The organism is Pseudanabaena sp. PCC 9330 (genome assembly GCF_055795045.1).
On the sequence record NZ_JAYFES010000073.1, the window covers coordinates 62,764 to 84,005 of the forward strand.

General features: G+C 60.3%; 14 protein-coding genes. 7 read left to right on the forward strand and 7 right to left on the reverse strand.

What is annotated here, in order from left to right; genetic code table 11:
• Nucleotides 1-2 precede the first annotated feature (2 nt).
• Genes AC0QKW_RS05645 through AC0QKW_RS05660 form a run of 4 tightly spaced genes read left to right on the forward strand, consistent with a single transcriptional unit; the run spans nt 3 to nt 12,215 of the window.
• Entirely contained in the window at nt 3-905 is a 903-nt protein-coding gene (locus tag AC0QKW_RS05645; RefSeq protein ID WP_473150084.1) for a hypothetical protein, read from the forward strand.
• Nucleotides 902-2,503, forward strand: a complete 1,602-nt coding sequence (locus tag AC0QKW_RS05650) for a hypothetical protein (protein WP_473150085.1) — start codon at nt 902-904, stop codon at nt 2,501-2,503. The genes AC0QKW_RS05645 and AC0QKW_RS05650 overlap by 4 nt, the downstream gene beginning before the upstream one ends.
• Entirely contained in the window at nt 2,500-5,739 is a 3,240-nt protein-coding gene (locus AC0QKW_RS05655) for a hypothetical protein (RefSeq protein WP_473150086.1), read from the forward strand. Before AC0QKW_RS05650 ends, AC0QKW_RS05655 begins: the two co-directional genes overlap by 4 nt.
• A 2-nt stretch (nt 5,740-5,741) precedes the next feature.
• Nucleotides 5,742-12,215 (forward strand): RHS repeat-associated core domain-containing protein, encoded by a 6,474-nt coding sequence (locus tag AC0QKW_RS05660; RefSeq protein ID WP_473150087.1) that lies wholly within the window; start codon nt 5,742-5,744, stop codon nt 12,213-12,215.
• Between the two features lie 149 nt (nt 12,216-12,364).
• Here the strand turns inward: AC0QKW_RS05660 and AC0QKW_RS05665 are convergent, their stop codons facing one another.
• From AC0QKW_RS05665 to AC0QKW_RS05685, 5 genes are all read right to left on the reverse strand, one after another.
• Nucleotides 12,365-12,529 (reverse strand): hypothetical protein, encoded by a 165-nt coding sequence (locus AC0QKW_RS05665; protein ID WP_473150088.1) that lies wholly within the window; start codon nt 12,527-12,529, stop codon nt 12,365-12,367.
• A gap of 450 nt (nt 12,530-12,979) precedes the next feature.
• Nucleotides 12,980-13,183: a hypothetical protein gene (locus tag AC0QKW_RS05670; protein WP_473150089.1), complete on the reverse strand. Its 204-nt coding sequence runs from the start codon at nt 13,181-13,183 to the stop codon at nt 12,980-12,982.
• A gap of 53 nt (nt 13,184-13,236) precedes the next feature.
• A complete protein-coding gene (gene atzD / locus AC0QKW_RS05675; RefSeq protein ID WP_473150090.1) occupies nt 13,237-14,277 on the reverse strand; it encodes a cyanuric acid amidohydrolase in 1,041 nt (346 codons plus the stop codon).
• 11 nt (nt 14,278-14,288) lie between these two features.
• Entirely contained in the window at nt 14,289-15,086 is a 798-nt protein-coding gene (locus AC0QKW_RS05680; RefSeq protein ID WP_473150091.1) for an ABC transporter permease, read from the reverse strand.
• Between the two features lie 79 nt (nt 15,087-15,165).
• Complete coding sequence (locus AC0QKW_RS05685; protein ID WP_473150092.1) at nt 15,166-15,987, reverse strand: ABC transporter ATP-binding protein; 822 nt, start codon at nt 15,985-15,987, stop codon at nt 15,166-15,168.
• Between the two features lie 219 nt (nt 15,988-16,206).
• Here AC0QKW_RS05685 and AC0QKW_RS05690 point away from each other — a divergent pair, with 219 nt between their 5' ends.
• On the forward strand, nt 16,207-17,175 hold the full coding sequence (locus tag AC0QKW_RS05690) for an acetamidase/formamidase family protein (protein WP_473150093.1): 969 nt from the start codon (nt 16,207-16,209) through the stop codon (nt 17,173-17,175).
• A 129-nt stretch (nt 17,176-17,304) separates the two neighbouring features.
• Here the strand turns inward: AC0QKW_RS05690 and AC0QKW_RS05695 are convergent, their stop codons facing one another.
• Complete coding sequence (locus AC0QKW_RS05695) at nt 17,305-18,432, reverse strand: ABC transporter substrate-binding protein (protein ID WP_473150094.1); 1,128 nt, start codon at nt 18,430-18,432, stop codon at nt 17,305-17,307.
• A gap of 196 nt (nt 18,433-18,628) precedes the next feature.
• Here AC0QKW_RS05695 and AC0QKW_RS05700 point away from each other — a divergent pair, with 196 nt between their 5' ends.
• Nucleotides 18,629-19,282, forward strand: a complete 654-nt coding sequence (locus AC0QKW_RS05700) for an orotate phosphoribosyltransferase (RefSeq protein ID WP_473150095.1) — start codon at nt 18,629-18,631, stop codon at nt 19,280-19,282.
• Between the two features lie 22 nt (nt 19,283-19,304).
• Here AC0QKW_RS05700 and AC0QKW_RS05705 read toward each other — a convergent pair whose 3' ends face one another.
• Complete coding sequence (locus AC0QKW_RS05705; protein WP_473150104.1) at nt 19,305-20,255, reverse strand: DMT family transporter; 951 nt, start codon at nt 20,253-20,255, stop codon at nt 19,305-19,307.
• A 304-nt stretch (nt 20,256-20,559) separates the two neighbouring features.
• On the opposite strand from AC0QKW_RS05705, the gene AC0QKW_RS05710 reads away from it, so the two are divergent.
• Nucleotides 20,560-21,228 (forward strand): GntR family transcriptional regulator, encoded by a 669-nt coding sequence (locus AC0QKW_RS05710; protein WP_473150096.1) that lies wholly within the window; start codon nt 20,560-20,562, stop codon nt 21,226-21,228.
• The last annotated feature ends 14 nt before the right edge of the window (nt 21,229-21,242 follow it).

The window sequence follows — 21,242 nt, forward strand, 5'->3', positions numbered from 1 at the left end:
CCATGATTCGTGAGTTTGAACTGCGGCTAGCGGAGGTGCTCGGGGGGCGATTGGCGGCTCCCTTTGGGGGCCGGGTTGAGGTCACCCCCGGCAGCGGGGGCAATGCCCCCCGACTCTTGGTGGGCGTGCGCCAGGTGGAGCCTGTGGAGCCTGACTTTGGCAGTGTACGGCCCGAGATCGTGCCCGGTTCCACCGATTTTCGGCGCATCTTGCGGTTGCAGTGCGAGGTGGCGATCGAGATTTTGGCGGCGAATAACCAGGGGCGATCGCAACAGATGCAGGGGCTCGATGCCGTCCTCTATGCCTTGGGCAATCCAGATTTTCAGGATGGCACGGCGCTGCGGGGGGGCACCGATCCGGGGTTCTTGATTCAGCAGTTGCAGCTGCTCAGCGCCGCAACGGTGCCCCCCGTCTCCGGCCCGACCACTACCCCCGTAACGCTCACCCTCAGGGCGACGGGCTGTTTTTGGCCCGTGGGCGTGGTAGGCGCAGCCGGGCGAGAAATTGGCGAAATTCGACTGCGCGGTGTGGCGCGGCCCCTGGCGATCGCCCCCGCTAACCCCCGCCTGGTGGCGGGCGGTGACCCGGTGGATCTGGTGTTGCAGTTGGGGTTTGCCCAGGGGTTGCAGTTGCGAGCCAGCGAACCTGCCGCCGCCTTGCCCTTTGATCGGCTGGCCATGACCCTGGCGGGGGTGGGCGGTCGCCCCGGTGCGGGCAGCCTCACGGGCGGCAGCGACGGAGTAGCCGGGGTGCGGCTGGTAACGGTGGCCGAGGGCCAGGCCAATATTCGCTATGCGCCCCCCGCCGAGGCCACAAGGGACGAACTGGTCGTGGGTCTAGAGGATGGGGCCGGGCAGGTCGGTGTTGAGCTGGGGCGGTTTCCCCTGATGGTGAGGGCAACATGAGAGTTGATTTTCAACTGGGGCTACAAGACCGACGGGTCGTCAGCGGCATGGCTGATTTGGTAGGGCGGGTGACGCCGCTGCTCTTGCCAGAAATAGACCTGCCAGCGGAGGGCAAGGCCATCGCCATTACCTGGCCCCCCGTCCCCGGCGCCAGCCGAGCGGTGGTGGAGTCGGCCACGGTGCAGGTCGGCTCAGCGGCGCTGACGCAGTCTCTCGGCATTCTGTCTCCCCGATCGGCGGGTAACGGGTTTGAGATCTCTATTCCCCAGAGCAAACGCATCACCAGCCTGAACCTGAAGGGGTTGCAGTACAAAACTGATGGGGGCACCTGGGCCGATGTGGCCGGAGCAGAACACCTGGGGGATGGGGCGCGATTGCTGGTGTCAATGCCCAACCCGGCGGGGGGCTGGCTGCCGCTCTACGCTGTGCCTGCGGTGGGGGCGCGAGGGGCGATTCCGGCGCTCTTTACCGGGGCCAGCTTTAGCAACCGCACCCTGGCCCTGCCGGGCACGATGGCCGCCAATCGGCTGCGCCTGACCATCGTCAAAAATGCCGCTCCTCAAGACTTTCAGGAACGGGAGATGAAGCTGGGGGAGGTGACGGGCTGGGCCAAAATTTTGCCGCAGAACCTGCAACTGCTCGACCCCGAGGGCACCGCAATCTGGGCGCTCCCCAACGAATGGCCGCTGGATGCCCCCGTGGCCGAGATTGATCTCAAGGCTCCTCTGGCGATCGCCCTAGAGCAGCGACTCAAGGCCAACCAGGCCCCCAGCGTCACCTTTTTGCTCAAGGGCAATACCCCCAGCCGGGTGCGCTTTGGCACCGCCGCCGTGCAGGGAGCCCTGGTGCGTGAATTCCCTGGCGTCACGTCGGTTGCTCTGCGAGGAGAATCCCAGGCTCTGCCCCTTGATCCAAACTTGCTAAAAACGCCCCTGGCCACCGAAGCGCCGGGTTTGGCGATCGCCGATCTAACCATTCACTACGAGGGCATCCGCCTGCTAGAGACCGTTGCCGATGAAATGCCCACCACCAGTGAGGCGATCGCAGGGGTAGTGGTAGCCGCAGAACCGGTGGTGCGATCGCTGCCCCCAGCGGTGCTCCGCCCGTCAGCTTCACAAACCCTAGCGCCGGTCAAGGTGGGCCTGATCGGTCGGGCTCCGGTGGCCTGTGAGATCTCCGTCTCGCTGGTGGATCTGTCGTCGGGGGTACCGGGCAGCGCCCTGGGCCGCCCAGGAGTGTGTCAGCTTGAGGCCAGCCGCGACATTGCCCTGGTGTGGGTTGACCTGCCCTGGATGGATGATCCGGCCCTGCCTGCGCCTACCGTGCCGGTGGGGATTGCGGTGCGAGCCAATCAGGGGCGCTTTTTCTGGGTACAGCGCCCGCTGCCCTTGGTGAAGCTGGCAGTGCGAGACGACAAACCCGGCGATCGCCCCCTTTTACTCAACGGTCAGCCGCTGCTCAATATCGCCCAAACCGACCAGCATCTCCCTGGGTTCAACTGGCCAGCGGCGGCCTTTGCACCCCAGCCGCCGCGCTTGAGCAGCCCTCTGTTTCTCACCCTCGATGTATCTGACCTGGTCTTGAGGTATCCCCGATGACGCTCCTAGAAGACCTGCAAAGCCTTGATCTCTCGGCCATTGTCAACGCCCGCGCTGACATCACTGTTTCAGTCAATAGCCCCCAGCTGCAACAGGTCTTGCAGGGGGGCGCCGTGGAAACGGCGCTGGGCAGCCTGTCAGAGGCGATTGAGACCCTGAGAACGGCGGCGGATAACCCCACGGCCCTCATTCAGCCGCTGATGGAGGCGATCGCCGCCCTGCTCGAACCGCTCAACCTCGATGGCGTACCCATTGGCCAGTACGTGGAGGCGGTGCGCGACGGCACTACGCTGATTCTCAGCTTGTTTGAGGGCATCGATCGCGACCCCGCCATTTTGGGGCGGAGTTTGGGGCTATCGCTCAGCGGCACCCTCAGCCTGCTGCAGGCGGGCAGTCAGGGCTACGTGCAGGCGGGGGGCGATGCCCTAGGGCAGTTTCGCTACCTGATCGATACGGTGGAGCGGGGCATGCCGACGGAGCCGACGGCCCTGGCCGAGCTGGCGATCGAGATTCTGCTGCCCTTTCCCAAAGCCGGGCTGGTGCAGGTGCGCCAGAACCTGGACGGCATTTTTGCCGCCGCCCAGAGCATTGCGCTGCCCACGAACCGCACCGCTGGCGTGGTGGACGCCCTAAATGCGATCGCCCTGGCTGCCGAAGCGGGGGATAGTCGCCAGGTGGAGGCGGGGCTGGCGCTGCTGGCGCGGGTGCGCGAAAACACGCTGACGGTGCTGCGCCGTGACCTGCAATCGGTCTACCAGCAGCTCAACCGAATAGATTTGACCCTGGTGCTGCGCCCCCTCGACCAGATCAGCGGCACCCTGCGCAGTGCCGAGCAGGGCATTTTAGAATTTATGGACCAGTGGCGCGAACAGCTGGTGCTGGCCCGTAACTTTCTCAATACCCTGACCCCCGAGCAGTTGAGCAGCGGCCTGGGGCAGTGGGTGCAATACCTGGAGGCGCTGATCGAGGCTCACGTGGTGGGGCCGCTGGAGCAGCAGGTGCATCAGCTGGAGGCCTGGGTGCGCAATCTGCTGCGGGAGCTGCCGCTGCGATCGCTGCGGGCAGAAGTGAGCCGCTTTATCCACGGCGCGGCCCAGGCCATTCAAGACCTGGATCTCGATCGCTATGCCCGCGAGGCCAGGGGCATGCTGCAACAGATCCGCACCACCATTGAAACGGTGGATCTGGGCGCCGAGATGCGCGGCGTGCTGGAGGAGGTAGAATCGACCATCCGCAGCGCCCTGGGCGGGGTCACCACCGCCCTGCAAACCATTGGCGACGCCGTGAATAGCCTGGCGGCAGAGGCCCAGGCCATTTTGCAGCGGGTGGCCGATGCCCTCACCCAGTTCAAAGCCGTCATTGACCAGGTGACCGCCGCCATTGACGGGCTAGACATTGAGGCGGCGACCGACCAGATCATCACCAGCATTGTGGAGCTGCGCCAGAGCGCCGAGGAGCTGCTGTCTGGGGTGGCGCTGCCGGAGCCGCTGCGGGCCGTGGTGCAGCAGCTGATCGAGTTTCTCGAAGGCATCGACTTGGAGGCGGTGTTTCAGCCCGTGCGCGACGCGGTGGATCAGTTCAACCTGCCCGAGGAGGTGCGCAACGGCATTTCGGAGGGGTTGCAGGCGGCGAGAGATGCGATCGCCAACCTGATTCCCGCCAATCTGATTGAGTCCATCGAAGCCGAGATCCAGGCCGCCTTTGATCAAATCCGCAACTTTGACCCCTCCAGCCTGCTAGCGGGCGTGACCGGCTACCTGGATGAGGCGGTTTCGTTTTTAGAAGAGCTCGACCCCACGCCCCTGGTGGCTGACATCCGTCAACCCTTCCAGGCGGTGCTGGAGGCGATCGATGCCGTGCAGCCGGGAATCTTGCTCCAGCCGGTGGTGCAGGCCTACGACGATCTGCTGGGCAACCTGTCGCTGCCCTCCCCCGAAGCCGTGGTGCAGAGCACTAGCGACGCCATTGGCAATGTGGGCGAAACCCTGTCGCGCACGGTGGTGAGCCCGATTCAACAGCTGGCCCCCGAGGGCAGCGTCTCCCTCGATGCGCCCCCCGCCAGCCCCGCCGCCACCCCTGCCGCCCCCGACCTGCCCAACGACCTGCGGGCCGGGGATGTGGTACGCATGTTTGGGTATCTGCCCAACAAACTGAGGGAAGCGCTGACGGCGCTGACGGCTGGCCCGGCGGGGGAAGTGCTGGGCCAAATCGACGGGCTCAGCGGCGGCCTGGCCCGCGATTTGCGCCAGCTTCAGGCCCACCTGTGGGATTTGGAGGCCAGTCTACAGCGCGGCCTCGATGACCTACTGCTGCCGATTGGCCCTGCCCAGCTGCGGGCCCAGCTGGCGGTGCAGGCGAACCTATCGGGCGGCAGCTTCAATGTCGAAGGGGCGCTGGGGGCGATCGCCCTGGTGGGGCCAGGGGCGCTGCGCAGTGCCCTCGCCGCCGAGGTGCAGCAAACCAAAGGCCAGGTGGGCAACCTGGCGGCGATCGCCGGCGGTGCCCTGGGGGCGTCGATAGAAACCGCCGCCACCGCCCTAGAACGGTGCCGTCTGACCAGCCTGGGCGGCAGTCTCGACAGCCTGCTGGCCGCCCTCGACCCAGAGCCGATCGCCCTGGAGATGGATGAACTGGTGGCCGCTGCCCTGCGGCGAGCCTCCCAGGTTTTGCCTACCCTCAACGCCGAGCTGCCCCGACTGGTGCAGCGCATTCAATCGCTGATCGAAATCATTAACCCCGGTGCCCAGGCCCAGCGCTTTTTAGCGGTGGTGTCGGTGCTGCGCGACGAGCTAGATGTGCTGAACCCCCGACGGCTGGTGGCCGAGCTGGGGGAGGTTCACGCCGCCCTGCGCGCCACCCTAGCCGCCTACGACCCCGCCATCTTTGCCCAGGAGCTGAAGGCGGTGCTGGATAGCGTGGTTGCGGCGGTGCGATCGCTCAACCCCGCCGCCCTGCTGGGGGATCTCTCCTTTTTAGACGACATTCTCAACCAGCTGGAGGCCGCTCTGCCGACCCAGGCTCTGGCGGGCATTGGGACATCGCTGACGGCGATCGGCGATCGCCTCAACGCCCTCAACCCTACCGAGCTGCTCGACGCCGTCGAAGGGCTAGGGCCACGCCTGGTGGAAGCCTTTGAGGAGGCGGTCGAAGCCATTCGCCGGGAACTCATCAACCTGCTGGAGGCACTGCGCTATGCCAGCGGTAGCGCCAGCGCATCTGTCACCGTGGAGGTGTAGCCATGACCCGCGACATCCAGACCTTTTCGATTCCCGGTAGCGATGGGCTGCTGGTCTATGAGCGCGATCGGGAAACCGGGCAGCTGCTGCGCCTGCACTGCAACGGCACCCCCTACCTAGCGCAGGATGGCGATCGCCGCATACTGGGCGACGGGCTGGTTACCTTCTCGGAGGTGATGCTGCCCAGCGGGCTGCTGCGCCACGGGCAGACCGCCCACCAGCGCTGGACCGAGACTTACCGCTGGGACGAGGCTGGCCGCCCGGTGTGGATCGACGGCGTCGAGGTGCGGCGGGATGCCCAACACCGCGTCACCGCCTGCCTCAGCGACCAGGGCAACTGGTTCTATGCCTACGCCAACGATCAGCTGGTGGCGATCGCCAGCCCCACCGGCACACGACACCTGACCTACGACGGACAAGGTCGTCTGATCCGAGTGCGTCAGGGCGATGGGGTGCAAACCCTGGCCTACCATAGCGGGGGCGATCGCCTGGGCACCACGCCCCCACCCACCCACTGGCACCGCGACGACCTGGGCCGCCTGTGGGTGGTCAAAGACCCCCAGGGTCGCATTCAGACCACCTACCTGTGGAATGGCTTTGCCTGTCTGGGGCGCATCGATGGCCCACTGGGCGAGCCGCTCAGCGCCGCCTTTTCCCTCGACCCCTCGGGCACCCCCGTGCGCGAAATTCGCCGCGATCAAATCACCCCCATCCCCCGCGATGCCTTTGGCGAAACGGTGCTGCACCATGACGGGGTGCCGGGGCTGTATGGCGGCAGCGTCTGGCAGGGCAAGGTGTACTTGCGATCGCGCAGTCTTGACCCCCTGACCGGATGCTTCACCGCCCCCGACCCCTGGCATGGCCGCCACACCGACCCCCGCCGCACCGACGGCTACGCTGGCCCCCTCACCGTTGAGGCGGTGGCCAGTGGCCCCTACACCCTCTGTCAGCACGACCCGATTGGGCGCGCCGACCCCACCGGAGAGATCTCGATTCCGCTGATTTTGAGTGACCTCACCTGGTCGCTGCAAAACAACCTGGTGAGCTGGCTAGGAATGGATTTTTGGCTAAATTTCATCATGTCGGTGGGGCTGATCGTGCCGCCCTTTGTCACCGACTGGGGCAGCCGGTTTATCGACTCCGACGGACTGGGCAGCAGCGATCGCCTGGGGTCGTTTGGGGTGCGTCGCGACGGGTTTGTCGGCACCTTTCAGCAAGGGGGCGAGCGGGCCTGGACGTTTCAGCACATTATTTGGGCCAACCGCCGCCTGGCCTTTGAACCGCTGACGCGGGTGCGCGTCTTTGCCCCCGACACCGACTTTCGCCCCACCCTCTACGGCACCCTTTTAAAGGTGGAGCCCAGCAGTGGCCAGCCCTTTCTGCTGCGGGGCACCGCCCTGCCGGGCAACATTCCACCCGAGACAGTGACGGACGCCAATGACTCTACAAGGCTTCTGAATAACACCGATATGCGCCTGCTCAACTGGTCGCGATCGGGCGGCACCGCAGAGGCCGTGGTGCCCGGCTCCCTGGTGCCCCAGTTCCCGCGCGGGGGGCTGCATTTCAACCGGGTTCGCGAGACCCTCAGCGGCCCCCAGGCGGGCACCGTGCATGAGCTGGAGGTGTCGGATGGGCTGGGGGTCGGCACCAGCGACACCCGCATCGTGGCGGTGCTGAATGGCACCGGGCTGGGCTTTGTGGTCAACGAGTTTGGGCTGCTGCAAGACAGCGGCACGCTGCGGCAAGTTGTGGAGGCGATCGCCGTAACCGAAGCATCGGGGCAGACTCGCCTCCGCCTCGATCGCGACATCCCGACCTTACAAAACCCCGTCACCCTGCGGCGGTTGGGCGCGCCCCAGGCCACCGACACCGCCGTGAGCAGCGTCTCCCCAACTCTTTTGAATGCGGTGGGCACGACTGCCGCCTACGCCGCTGGCGACCCGCTGCACATCACCCAAAACACCGATGAAGCGACCCTGCTGATTGAGCGCCTAGAGGCTCAGGTAACGCTAGATGCCGCCCTGCCTGGAACCTTTGTGCAGCCGCTGACCGTGGCGATCGCCCAGCTCAGCGGCACCGCCCAACCCGCCACCCTCACCGCAGCCCAGAGCCTCGACTTTGGCAGCGTCACGCCCCCCAATGTCGGGGATGCGATCGCCGTGACGGGCGCGGGCAATACCCTAGCGGTGCGCGTCACCGCCAACCCTGGGGGCACCGTGCGCCAGGTCGATCGCGACCTCACCAGTTTGGGCCTTGGCGGCAGTGTCACCTGGCAACCCCTGGTGCGCGGCGCAGAACTGGGCCAACGCACCGCCGCCCCAGAGGCGGGCACGACCCTGACCTACCAGCCCCAGGCCGTGCGCACCGCACCGACCGTAGGCTTTCTCTGGGTGGAAGACAATGCCGCCAATCTGGCGGTGCGCTCCGTCGCTAGCCGGGTCTACGATGGCCTGGTGCTGGATGGCAATCTCCCCGGCAACCCGGCCAACCCCTACCAGGTGCAGCACTTTACCTTTGGCGGTGCAGCCCTGACCGTACTCTCCATCGACCGGGAGGTGGCGATCGCCCTTACCCCGCCCGTTACCCTCAACGGTGAAACGCTGATGATTCAGCGGTTTGGGGCGACGGCCATCGGCGGCGTCGCTACCACGGGCACGCCGATCAACGGTATGGCTATCTCTGGCTCCACCCTCAGCCTCGTCGTCACACCCACCGCCGCCGCGCTGCCCAACCAGCCTCGCCCGGCCCAGCCCGTGCTGTTGGTCAACGGCCCCAGCCGAGAGTGGGGCTTGGTGCGCCAGGTCATGCTGACCGTCACCTGCGATCGCCCCCTCACGGTGCGCGACCCGGCGGGCAATCCGGCCCTGCGCATCGTGCCCCTGATCGCCGACAGCCCCGCCTATGAGGCGCAGCGGCAGGCTCCGCTGACGGTCACCGTTCAGCCCCGCGTCGGGGGCGATCGGGTACACATGCCCGTCTTTGGCGTCGGGGAACTGGTGCAGATCGACTGGACGGGTGCCCTTCGCCCCCGGCAATACCGAGTCAGCGCCGTCGAAGGCACCACCCTGACCCTGACCGGAGACCTAGACCTGCAAACCCCCACCCCGGCCACCCCACCGCCACCGCCCGACCTTCCCGCCACGGGGGCGATTGCGGGGCTAACGGTGCAGCGCCTGGCCCCTACCGCTGCGGTGCAGCCCGGAACGACAACTGCCCTATCCGGCAACGCCCACGTTGGCATTCACGGGGAACCCATTGGCACCGTCAGCGGCGGCACAGTCACCACGAACCAGTTCAAATTTCAGGTCTGGGAGCCGGATGTGCTCACGGCGGGCAATAACTTTGCGCTGGTCGATGGCGAGACGGTGTGGCCCCTGCGCATTGACAGTAACGGGAATCGCACTCTGGAGCTGGCGTTGGCCACGGCACCCACCATGGCAGGCCCGATCAACGTCCAGATTCCTGTGGTGACGCACACCCGCTATGCCACCACCTTTACCCAAGATGGTGCGGCCAGCCTGGTGGCGCGCGAGTTTGGCGCTATCAATGCTCAAGATCCGGTAGATGCGTTGCCCACAGGCCCTGAGCTGGTGCTGGTAGTGCCCTTCCGCCGGGCCACAGAGGGCGATCGCACCGCAGCGGGGCAGCTCAGCCCCGGCACCGTCCGCATTCCCCAAGACCCCGAAAACTGGGAGGTCGATCGCCACCAAAGCCTGGTCGATCACGAACTCAACCACACCCTCCAGAGTGCGCTCTGGGGGCCACTGCTGCTGGGCTATTTTCCGGTTTGGGCGGTAGAGCTGATCTATGATCTGGCCTCCGATGTGGCGCTGCCAGAATTTTCTGCCTACGTGCCGGGCGAAATTGTCGAAGAGGGCGACAACCGCTACCTGCACATGCCTGACTTTCGCGGCATTGCCTTTGCCAAGGATGACGACGTTCAGATCACCAACGGCAGCCGCCCGGTGACTCTCAAGCTGGGCGATCGCGATGGCCAGCGGTTTCGCATTACCCGCAGCCGGGCCGAATTGCCCAACGGTGCCGTCAATGTGCGCCGCTCCCAGAGCGTGGTCGATTGGCCCCTCGATGCGCTGCTGTTTCTCACCCACGGGGGGCTGCTCAACTTTTTTGTGGGCAGCACCTATTCGGGCATTTTGCTGGGCATCGGCAAATTGTTTTACGCCCTGGGGCGCACCATCGGGGGGCGCGGCGATGTGTTCCCCGCCACCGCCGACCCCGACGGGCTGACCCTGCGCCTGACCACCGACGCGGGCGGCAATGCGGTGCGCCCGGCCTCGCGGGTGATCGTGCAGGCCGAAAGTGGATCTGTGGTGCGCGCCGTAGAACGGGTTGAGGGCAATACCGTGACGTTGCGATCGCCCATCCCCTATACCGGCACCGTGCAGGTGGCCCCCTATTCGACCCACACACCCGATTCTGCCTGGGATTGGCACGACTACTACCCGGCCGCGGTGCCCGACCCGGCCCGACCCGCCGCCATTCGCATTGAGCCGGTGAATGGGTCATCCCTATCGCTCCAGACCCTCGATCGGGTGACGGTCACCACGCGCAACATCTCAAAACGCACGGTGGTCACTGCAGTGAATGCGGATGGCACCGTCGAACTGCAAGACACCGTGCTGTTTGACCTGGGCGAAGACCGGGAGTTTCGCATTGCCAAGGTGGGCGAAGATGACCCCATGGGCAACGCCGACAGTGTGCTGATCCGCGAAGCCGGGATGGACTGGATGCGGTGGATCTTTGACCCCTACGGTCAGCTCTACTTCCGCACTCGCCCCGAGCGCGGCTCTTTCTTAGATGTGCTGGGGCGCATTGGCAAATACCTGTTTGGCACCAAAGCCTGGTCGCCCTTGGTGCCCGGCTATTTTTGGTGGGACAACGCCTTTAACCAAGACGGCAATGGCCACCTGTCAATGATGGAGCAGGAGTCTTCTCAGGAGAGCGGCGATCTCTACAGCCCCCTGGGGCGACTGCGCGGCGAGGTCGCCTTTGTGGGCGATATGGCCCGCTACTGGTACTTCATTTTGAATCGTGAAGGTACGGTGCTGCAAAGCGATCGCCAGGATATACCCGGCATTGCCATGCAAAATCGGGTGCGGCTGATGCCCTTTGTCACCGCCGAAACCACCGCCGATAACCCCAACCGAGGGGCCACCGCTGGGGATGCCACCACCCAACCGGGCAACGCCGTGGCCGATGGGTTTTACCGCAAAGACCTCAACAACCCGGTGGATGTGTCGGCCAATGTGGCTGACCCCATTCGCAGCATGGTGCCGAGCGATCGCGGCTGGATTCCGACCACGGCGCTGCTGGAGCGCTGCCAGGGCATGTACGTGGCCTTTACCCGCCCCGGCGACCACCGCATCACCGTCCAGGAAAATACAACCACAGCAGCAGGGGTAACACCCAACATTCCAGGGGCCGAGGACGGGCGCGCCGCCCAGGATAGCGCAACCCAAACGCTGTTTTATAACCGCACCGTGGCCGATGTCACCGTTGAGGTGGCCGGTCAGGCCGTCGCGGAGAACGCCACCATTACCCTGGTGCAAACCCAGCGAGCCCCGGTGGTCACCACCCCCAACAGCGATCGCCGCTACACCCTGCTGCTGATCAGCCCCACCACCGGGGCCAACCTTCGGCTCGACGGCGAAGACGTCATCGTGGCGCAGGCGCAAAACACCACGGCGGATGAGCTGGTAGATGTGGCGCGGGTGTATCGGTTCGACACCGACAGCACCCGCTTTGACGCTGGCGGCTTAAACCACCACGGCGTTCACCTGCCCAGCGATTTGCTCATTTCCGTCCGGCGATTTGCGATCGCGGTCACCAACACCTTGCCCATTCGCAGCGCCATTGACCTAGAGGCCAGCAGCATTGTCACTACCAACCGCCACCCTGGGGATGAGGTGTTTGTGCTGGTGCCCACCGCTATCCTCGCGCCGCTGACCCTGGGTACAGTCACCTATCCTGGTGGCGCTCCCCCATCGGTGACCAATCCCACCCCTACTATCACCGCCGAGACGGTGCCCGCCCCCTTGCAGGGCTTCATCGCCGATGGCGGCATTTTTAAGCTGCGCCTCTCTGTCGATGACCCACCGGAAGAAACCGCCCAGCTGCCCTTTACTGTGCAGGTGGGGCGGGGCGGCACCACCGCTACCCTGACCACCAGCCTCACCCTCGAACCCCACTTTCGGTTGATCAATGCCGCGGGCTATCAAGTCGCCCAGGGAGCCAGTCTGGCCCTCACCGGCGAAGCGATCGGCGGCGGCCCCGTCAATGCAGCGGCCACCGTCACCCTTTTGCCCAATGGCGACGGCATCACACCCACCGTGGCGGGGGCTACGGTCACCCTGGCGATTGCGCCCACGGCAGCCCTAGGCACCCGTCAGGTAATCGTCACCGATGCCGCCAACCCCAGCCAAAAAGCCCGCCGCACGATCGAAGTAACGGCTTAGCACCGATTTGAAACCCGCTTACACCCAAGGGGGCAAGTGCCTGCGGTGCTCATAGGGTTGCCATAGTCTTGAAAGACACCTGCCCCCTTGGCACCAACCCCTCAGAGGAATGCCTTAGGGCGCATTCGCCTGCTATCGATTAAAAGCCTCTAGTCGTCACCGTCACCGTCATCCTCTTCGTCATCGTCATCGTCGTCGTCGTCCGCCTCACCGTCCATCGGCTCGGCATTAGCAGGCGCTGTTTCTTGCTGCTCGTCAGCCTCCGTATTTCCGCCAGCGTCACAGGCAACGGTCAGAGCAGAGAGGCCAAGCATCAACGGTAGAACCATCAAGCCAGATAATTTCATAATGTTTGCTTCATAAAATAACTAAGGCAGTATACAGTCAGGACAAAACCTCAGTTTCCATAGAGGCATTAATTTTTACCAATCTAGACCATATAAATTTCGATCGAGATAGTTATACCGAATCCGAATTTTATACTCCTGATTTCCAAGCGACCAACCTGTAGGGGCGCACCGCTGTGCTCCCTGCTGAATCAGGGATAGTCAAGCAGGATTTGGTACTAATCAAACAGGTAAAACATGAAATATTTTTCAATTGCCTTGTCTAGTTAGCTTTAACTCAGCCACAAAAAATCATCATTAAACCGCAAAAAACATAGGAAATTCGATCGCCTAAATAAGCACTAAAACTGCCACGCTGATGTTCCTGATGCAATCATTCCCCATCGCGGCTCACGTAGCCTAGTCAGCACTTAACGATCACTCACCACCATCTCTTCCCCCACCCCAAGAAATCGCCATTGCTCCATTCAGTAGCCAGTCAGACTGCTGTGAGGTAAGGGCGCGAGCCATGGCCTCGCAGACAGAAATACCCTGACGGCGAGCCGTATTGATCAGCAAGCGCACCTGGGCGAACAACCCCGCACCCCAACCGGAGCCAGAGGCGACCTGACGAAAGACCACGCTCCAGCACCGGTTCACTCTGGCCGATCGCTGAGGGGCGGGGGCAAGCGACCTTAGGCTATGCGAGCGATCGCGGCCACGGGGCCACCTCCGGGTGGGCCTTGATGCTCGCTGCCGCCCGACACATAGACCATCGGGTCTTGCACCACAGCCGCTACCACGGCCCCCACCACAGCCCGTGACATGCGAGTGTGGCTAATATCTGAGTCATCTAGCATGGTGTGCCGACGGCCCAAAACGGTGCCGTTGGGGTCGGCCTCGGCCTTGGCGAAGATGTTGACCACCTGTGACGCAGGCTGCCCGGTATCTGCGATCGCCCGTTGCACCGCTGCCATATCCAGAGCATGCTGCATCACGGCATGGCCAACCACCAGATCGCCAGTGGCATGGGCGGCATTGCCCAACACAAAAATTTCGCAGTTTTGTAGCTCTACCCCCGCAGAGGTTGAGGCAGTTTTTGAGTAGAGGCTAAAGTCATGACCGATCAAGTCTGAGGTGATTTGCTCTAGCTTGAGCTCCCCCAAGGCCAGGGCCACCCCCAGGGCCGAGGCCCCACGAGAATCAGCCATTGATTGATAGCTGCTGCGCTGGTGGCCACTGTCCCGGTTGGCCTGCACCAGCGGGCATTTAATCTGCACAAAGTGAACATGGTCTGGAGTCAGCCCAGCCTCCGCCACGGCTTCGCAGACCGCCTCTGCCACCGCCTCTACCATCGCCAGAGAGCCAATTTCCTCAGGCTCAAAGGCACGGGTACGGCTGACCCCCATCACCAGACCCCAGTGGGGCAAGGCCTCGGGGGCATCCGGCTGACGGGTGAAAACGTTCAGATGAGGGCTGAGAACTCCCTCGGTGCCCCCAGACATGATGTACACAATCTGCTTAGCCGCCGCCGCACCAATGTGGGTGGCCAGATAGGTCTTAAGCGTTTGGGTGGCAAAGCCTCGGGTAAAATCGTTGACGCAGCCATTGCCCTCGGTTTTACCCAAAATGGCAATGATTTGGGCCGGGTCCAAGCTCCCCTGCCGGATCAGCGTCTCTAGCCCAGACAGGTCATCAGGGCTAGCCTGGGGAATTTTGTAGAGATCAATTTTCATCGAAGAATGGTTCAAATCCAGTGAACAAAGCGCTTTTCTAGCACTGCGAAAATGCTGTAGAGCACAACCCCCATCACCGCCAGAGACAACAGGGCCAAAAATGCCAGGGGCACATTAAAACTAGAGCTGGCGGAAAGAATGACATAGCCGATGCCGCCATTAGACGCTACGGTTTCGGCGATGACCGAGCCAATAAAGGCCTGGGAGATGGCCACTTTTAGAGAGGCAAACAGGTAGGGCATGGTGTGGGGCAGACCCACTTTTTGAAACACCTCAAGGCGCGAAGCCCCCAGGGAAACCAGCACATCCTGCATCTCGGTTTCTACCGTAGCTAGACCAATGGCCACGTTCACCGCAATGGGGAAAAAAGCCAGCAAAAAAGCCGTCAGCACCGCCGGTATGGCCCCAATGCCAAACCAGATAGACATCAGCGGCACCAGTGCCACCTTGGGAATAGTATTAAACCCGATTAGCAGTGGATAAATCGTTAAATTGGCCAGGCGAGAATAGCCAATCACAAAGCCTAACAGCACTCCAGAAACCAGAGCCATTAGAAATCCCAACATAGTTGTTGTTAGGGTAATCCAGGCATTTCTAGCTACCGCCAAGCCCCACCGAGGAATCTCAGCCAGAATGGCCGTGGGAGCAGGCAAAATAAACGTTGGCACTGAAAACAGGTGCACGGCTAGTTCCCACACCACCAACAGCAACACCAGAGTGATCGCAGGCAACAGATAGCTACTGTGCTTAGAATTCAGCAGAAACTTGACATTAAAGGCAGGAGTTTTGAGGGATTCTGTCAGCACCATAGGGGTAACGCGTTAAAGAAGTAATGGGATCGCAGTGATGAGCCGTTGCCGCGTCGGGCTGCAGCGCTAGCTAGAAGAACTAGTAGCGCTGAATATGCCGCCGCAGCTCTGTATACATGTGGTGAAAATCTTCGGTAAAGCACATATCTAGAGTGCGAGGGCGGGGCAAATCAACGTTTAAGACGTAGACCACCCGGCTGGGTCGAGGCCCCATGACGTAGACCGTGTCTGAGAGAAAAATGCTCTCCCGCAGATCGTGGGTTACTAGCACGCTGGTACATTGGGTGCGTTCCCAGAGGCGTTGCAGCAGTTCCCACATCTCTTCACGGGTGAAGGCGTCAAGGGCGGCAAACGGTTCATCGAGCAGCAACAGCTCCGGCTGGTGAATCAACGCCCGACAGAGGGAAGCCCGCTGCCTCATGCCACCGGACAATTGCCAGGGATAGTGGTTTTGAAAATCCTTCAGACCGACGGTGGCGAGCAGCTCCTGCGCCGCCGTCATGTATTCTGCCCTGTTAGCTCTCAATCGCCGCTTGTGGGCGGGCACAATTTCTAGGGGGAGCAACACATTTTGAATCGTGGTGCGCCAGGGCAAAAGGACTGGGTTCTGAAACGCAATTCCTACATTGCTTAGGGGCTTAGTGATTTCTTCTCCACGAAAGGAAACGCTCCCTTCTTCTACCGGATTTAGCCCCGATATCATGCGTAAAAGCGATGTTTTGCCGCAGCCGCTGGGGCCGACAATAGAGACAAACTCTGCCTGGTTAATCGATAACGAAACCTGGTCAATTACCGACAGAGACTGGCCTGAACTGCGATAGTTCAGGCTGACATTACGAAATTCTAAAGCTGCAGATGTATCTACCCGAGGCAATGTCTTAACTGATACGTGCTCAACCATAAGCCTTAACCCACGAAGGTTTTGTCAGGACCGACTCAAGAATCATATATGATATATTGTCTGAGAGTGTGGCCTGACAAACTGTAATAACGGCTACCAAATAAATTGTTCTTTTAGCTAGAAATCAAAAAGAGTGATGTTTGGTAGCGTCTTTAACCTATTGGGAAAGGGTTAATTTATTGAGGTCGCTCTTGTTTGATCATTTACTAAATTAATAGCGTGACTCACTACACCCTGAAAGCGACGTGCGAAACAGTTCACTATGGCGGCTTCTCTTCCCAAATTCCGCCCGCGTTAACGGTGCGATCGGGCGATCGCATCACCGTTGAAACCTTCTCTGGTCTACCGGTATATCAGCAGGCTCCCCCTGAGTTTTTGCCCCCGGCCTTTCTAGACATTTGCCAAAATCTGCCGCTGCACCGTCGCGTTAACTCTGGCCCCCACCTGCTGACTGGCCCCATATATATAGAAGAGGCCTGCCCTGGAGAAGTGCTGGAAATTCGGCTGGAGTCGATCCAGCCTCTCCTGCCTGTGGGTTTTATCTTGAGCGACCCTGCTAAGGGGGCTTTACCCAGGCTGCTACCAGACAAAACCCTACAGTTCATTCCCATTGATTTGGCCAGTGGCAGCATCGAGTTCCCAGCCAAGAGCGGAATTCGGCTGCCACTACAGCCGTTTTTTGGCATTTTGGGAGTGGCCACGGCAGAGCCTAATCGCCACTCGGTTCCCCCTGGAAGCTATGGCGGCAACCTAGACAATCGCCTGCTGCAGCCGCCCTGTCGGCTGTTTCTGCCGATATTTTTGCCGGGAGCGCTCTTTTCCATTGGCGATGGCCACAGCCTACAGGGAGATGGCGAAGTCTGCCTGACCGCATTAGAAACTTCCATGGCAGGCACCATTCAGCTCTGGCGACGCACCGATTTATCCCACCTGCCCCTGCCCCTGGCAGAAACCACCGACGCCTGGATCACCATGGGGTTTGGCGAAACCCTGGATGCCGCCTTTGAAATGGCCCTAACCCACATGCTGACTTTTCTAGAAAAAATGCTGGGGCTGAGCACAGAAGACGCCTATCTGCTGTGTAGCCTGGGCGTCCATTTTCACATTACCCAGGCGGTGAATATGCCCCAAAAAGGGGTTCACGGCATTCTGCCCAAGGCGATTTTGCCCCACCCAATTGAGCTATAGGATTGCAAACCTCCGAAAACGTGATCATGCCCTGGGGGTGTTCCTGGCCTCGGGCTAACCCTGGGGTCAGGCAAGCAACCTTGCCTGACCCCAGGGTTAGCCCCACTAGCGTTAAAGGGATGATGACGCTTATTCCAGAGGCGTCCGTTCACTTGCCGGGGGGGCTTGCCGTTCCGCCAGAGGCGGCAAATAGCTGTCGTTAAACACCTCTTCAATGGCGGGGGTGTTGGCTAGGCCAAAGCCTTTTACCGTCTGTTCAATGCTTACCCGGAGGCGCTCAGGATCAACCGCTGCCAGACCGTTAGCTTCCACTTCTTCGTTGACTAACATGCCGTCGAGGGCAAGCTGCAGCCGCAGCTTCTCAGCATCTCGATCGATCAACTCATCCCCCTGGGCGATGACGCTATCCAGTCCGGCAACGGGGTCAATCAGCGTATCCTGGAGCCCGCGAATGTAGGCTTTCAAAAAGCCCCGCACCACGTCAGGATTGGCTTCTAGAAACGACTCTTTCACGAGGATAACGTTGCCGTAGAAGTCGAGGCCGTTATCGGTGTAGTAGAAGATATCGAGGTCATCTTCAGTTTTGCCCCCTTCCACCAGGGCGGGCATCATGGAATACACAAACCCGCTGATAGAATCCACATTGCCCTGCAGCAAGAAGGTTTGCCGCAGCTGCGGTTCCATGGTGACCCATTCAACCGAATCAGCGTCTACCCCAACCTCTTCGGCCAACACTGGCCACAGACGACGGGGGGCGTCCCCGGCTGGGGCACCCAGCTTCTTGCCTTCTAGATCTTGGAGTGACTGAATGCCGGTCTCTTTTAGTGAAATCAACACAAAAGGAGCCTTGTTGTAGGGAACGGCCACCGCTACAAGCTTCTGATCTGGGTTTTGCTCGTTGAACTCAATCATTGAGTACATGTCGCCAAAGCCCATGTCGTACTGCCCAACGGCAATTTTACTGGCGGTGTCAGAGGAACCGTAGCCCCGCTCGAACTGCACCTCCAGGCCCTCTTCGGCAAAGTAGCCCCGCTCCATAGCCAGGGTCATGGGCGCATCGACCCCCTGCAGCAACCAGGACAGGGTGAACTTGACCGGGGTCAAATCTTGGGTTGCAGCATCGGGAGTGGTCTCTGCCGCCGCCTCGGTATCTTGCGAAATAGTGGACTCGGGAGATTGACAGCTAGATAAACCGATGAGTGCCGCCAACGTAATAGCACTGACGGCTAATGGCTTTAGAGAAAACAGATTTTTCATAGGGTTAAGACACCGCTTGTGCCGAGAATTTACCAGACCTAAATCTTGAAATAATTTTGCCTAGACTAATGTAATCGAGGGCACAAAAAACATTCTTTTTGGCCAGAAATACTGAGCAGTTTACGGGCAGTTTTCTCGTAGAATCTTTGAATATTGCGAGGATGGAATTTCCTGTCACCGCAAGGAAGCTTTGCCCATGGCGTCTCTCAACAACCGGGAGATTAAACAGTATGATAATAGCTGTAACACTGTCTTCTTTCTCTTTAGCTTTATGCCCCAATCGAACGATCTAGATACACAATTTCAGTCGTTAGCCGAAGCGACTGAAGCCCTTCAGTCTGGTCACTTTAAGCTGGCCAGTGGGCTGCACAGTCGGCGGTTTTTCCGATGCATAAAATTGTTCCAAAGACCAACCGAGGCTCAGTTTTTATTTGATGCTCTAGCCGCACGGTTTGGCGGCACTATTGATGCCGTCTTAGGAGCCAATGAAGCCGGAAGTATCTTAGCTTTTGAAGTGGCTAAGCGCCTGGGGGCAACGGTTGCGATCGCACGTCAAAAAAATCATGACTATCACCTCATCGATGGCTTCGCATTTCATCCCCACGCGCGAGTTCTAATCGTTGATGATGTGACCACCACAGGAGGAACTGCAAAACAACTCATCGAGATTGTAAAAGCGGCCCAAGCAGAACCGGTTGGCGTTGGCTTAATTGCCACCAAAGGTCTCTTTCAAGTCGATCTATCCTGCCCGGTCGAGGTGCTGATTTCTCTGCAAAATATGGATGCCATTGATCCTGAGGCCTGCCCTCTCTGCCAGCAGGGCATTCCCCTGACCGTCGGTACTGCCTAACTTGCACAGTAGGTCACAGTCCCTAGGGCGGAGCCGCATCCAGCCGTCGGGACTGTTCCTGCCCGAGCACCACAATGCTGATCACCACCAGCAGCATGCCGAGAATCTGGCGGGACTGCAAATTTTCCTGCAAAAACAGCCAGGCAATAATCACGGTAAAGACTGGATTACTCACCGCCACAATAGACATTGAAGCCGCCCGCACCAGATGAATGCCAATGTTGTAAAACAATTGGCCTAGCAGCGTTAGGCCAGCTGTAATCAGACTCATTAACCACAAAATCTCCCATTGCCCCGGCGGTACGTCAATGGTCACCAGCATCAGGCTTGCCGTGGAGAGCAGTGCCATGACGGCAAAATTAATCAGCGTAAATGGTACCGGATGGATGTGCTTAAAGCATATCTGCGCCAAAATTCCTTGAAGAGAATAGGCTACGCTAGCCCCCAATGCAGTACCTACCCCCAGGGCCACAGAACCACTCATCGTTTCGGTAAAACTGGGCAACACCAGCACCGCGCCGAGCAGTACCCCCACCGTTACCCCGAAGCGCAGACGGGTGGGTCGGTTGCCAAACACCTTCCAGGACAGCAGCCCGGTAATCACCGGATGAATGAAAAACAGTACCGTGGCGACCCCAGCCGGAATGCTGGCAATGGCAATAAATAAAAGCGCCAGGGCTAAGAATAAAAAACTGCTGCTGAGCAGGGCCAGGTGCAACGTAGGGCGTCGTTGGGGTTGAGCCAGATGCCGCAAAGCACTGGTAGTAGACGGATAGAGCCGATAAGACAGCAGCACCATAACCGGCAAGATCAGCACCGATCGCATCTGCAGCACCAGTAGCGAATTGCCAGGAGAGGACGGAATCAACTCTCCCCAGTCGAACTGCCCCAGAATAGAACTCTCAGAAAAAATGACCCTCAGCAGAACGTTTTGGGTAGCCAGACACAGGGAACCCAGCACTACAATTAGCATTCCCTGCACAGACAGACCCTCCGCATGGGGGCGTAAGCACCAGAAAGCGCCACTAAAACGGTGGAAGTAGCGTCAAAACACTCCTTATTGACCATAAAGACTCCAAAAGCAGCTATTAGGCTTGTTCATCTTTTATATATGATGTACTCTTCAAGTATCATGCATCATATATGAAGTATGAAACGGCCAATCCTTTCTGCACGCTGTAGCCTAGGCTACGGAATAGAGATGCTCAACTTCGACATAAATGCCAGTGGCATTTTGTGAACGTTTCCCATCCAAAATCTTACGTTAAGGAAAACGCGTGACTACCAAACTCTTGTGGTCAGGGGTACAGGGAATCTCCCGTACAACCCAAGCTAACGTTGTGGAGTATTTGCGTCGGGCCATTTTGTCGGGGGAATTGCCCCCCGGCACTCGGCTCGTGCAGGCGGAGCTAGCCACCGCCCTGCAGATCAGTGTAACCCCTATTCGCGAAGCTCTGTGGGAACTGAACAGCCAGGGGTTGGTCGATTTTGGTGCTTTTCGAGGGGCCGTTGTCCATGTGCCGACGATGACTGAGCTGGAAGATATCTTTGAAGTCCGGACGGCTCTGCTGCCCGCCTGTGTGCGCCGGGGCGTTAGCCAGACTACCCCCCAACAGCTCGATCAGGCGGCGGTCATTCTCGATCAAATGGCTACCGAGGTCGATCAGACCCGTTGGATCGCCCTAAATCGAGATTTTCACCGATGTCTCTACGGCACTAAACCTAACCAGCACCTGCAAAGCGTTCTGGAGCGATTGGAGGATATTGCCACGATTTACATCAATTTGTCGTTTACCCACAACGGGGCCGAGCGCAGTGCCTCTGAGCAAGAGCATCACGACATTTTGGCCGCCTATCGAACCAGAGACGCCGATCAGGCGATCGCCCTTTCCCTCAGCCACATCCAAACCACATTAGCGGCAGCTCGCCAGGCGCTAGAGGCTTAATTCAAAGGGTTTCA

What these genes read in the sequence shown, in the direction of transcription:
- AC0QKW_RS05705 (WP_473150104.1), bottom strand. Translation starts at nt 20,255, where the DNA reads ATGCTAATTGTAGTGCTGGGTTCCCTGTGTCTGGCTACCCAAAACGTT.
- AC0QKW_RS05680 (WP_473150091.1), bottom strand. Translation starts at nt 15,086, where the DNA reads ATGGTGCTGACAGAATCCCTCAAAACTCCTGCCTTTAATGTCAAGTTT.
- AC0QKW_RS05700 (WP_473150095.1), top strand. Translation starts at nt 18,629, where the DNA reads ATGGCGTCTCTCAACAACCGGGAGATTAAACAGTATGATAATAGCTGT.
- AC0QKW_RS05665 (WP_473150088.1), bottom strand. Translation starts at nt 12,529, where the DNA reads ATGCTTGGCCTCTCTGCTCTGACCGTTGCCTGTGACGCTGGCGGAAAT.
- AC0QKW_RS05685 (WP_473150092.1), bottom strand. Translation starts at nt 15,987, where the DNA reads ATGGTTGAGCACGTATCAGTTAAGACATTGCCTCGGGTAGATACATCT.
- atzD (WP_473150090.1), bottom strand. Translation starts at nt 14,277, where the DNA reads ATGAAAATTGATCTCTACAAAATTCCCCAGGCTAGCCCTGATGACCTG.
- AC0QKW_RS05650 (WP_473150085.1), top strand. Translation starts at nt 902, where the DNA reads ATGAGAGTTGATTTTCAACTGGGGCTACAAGACCGACGGGTCGTCAGC.
- AC0QKW_RS05695 (WP_473150094.1), bottom strand. Translation starts at nt 18,432, where the DNA reads ATGAAAAATCTGTTTTCTCTAAAGCCATTAGCCGTCAGTGCTATTACG.
- AC0QKW_RS05645 (WP_473150084.1), top strand. Translation starts at nt 3, where the DNA reads ATGATTCGTGAGTTTGAACTGCGGCTAGCGGAGGTGCTCGGGGGGCGA.
- AC0QKW_RS05655 (WP_473150086.1), top strand. Translation starts at nt 2,500, where the DNA reads ATGACGCTCCTAGAAGACCTGCAAAGCCTTGATCTCTCGGCCATTGTC.
- AC0QKW_RS05660 (WP_473150087.1), top strand. Translation starts at nt 5,742, where the DNA reads ATGACCCGCGACATCCAGACCTTTTCGATTCCCGGTAGCGATGGGCTG.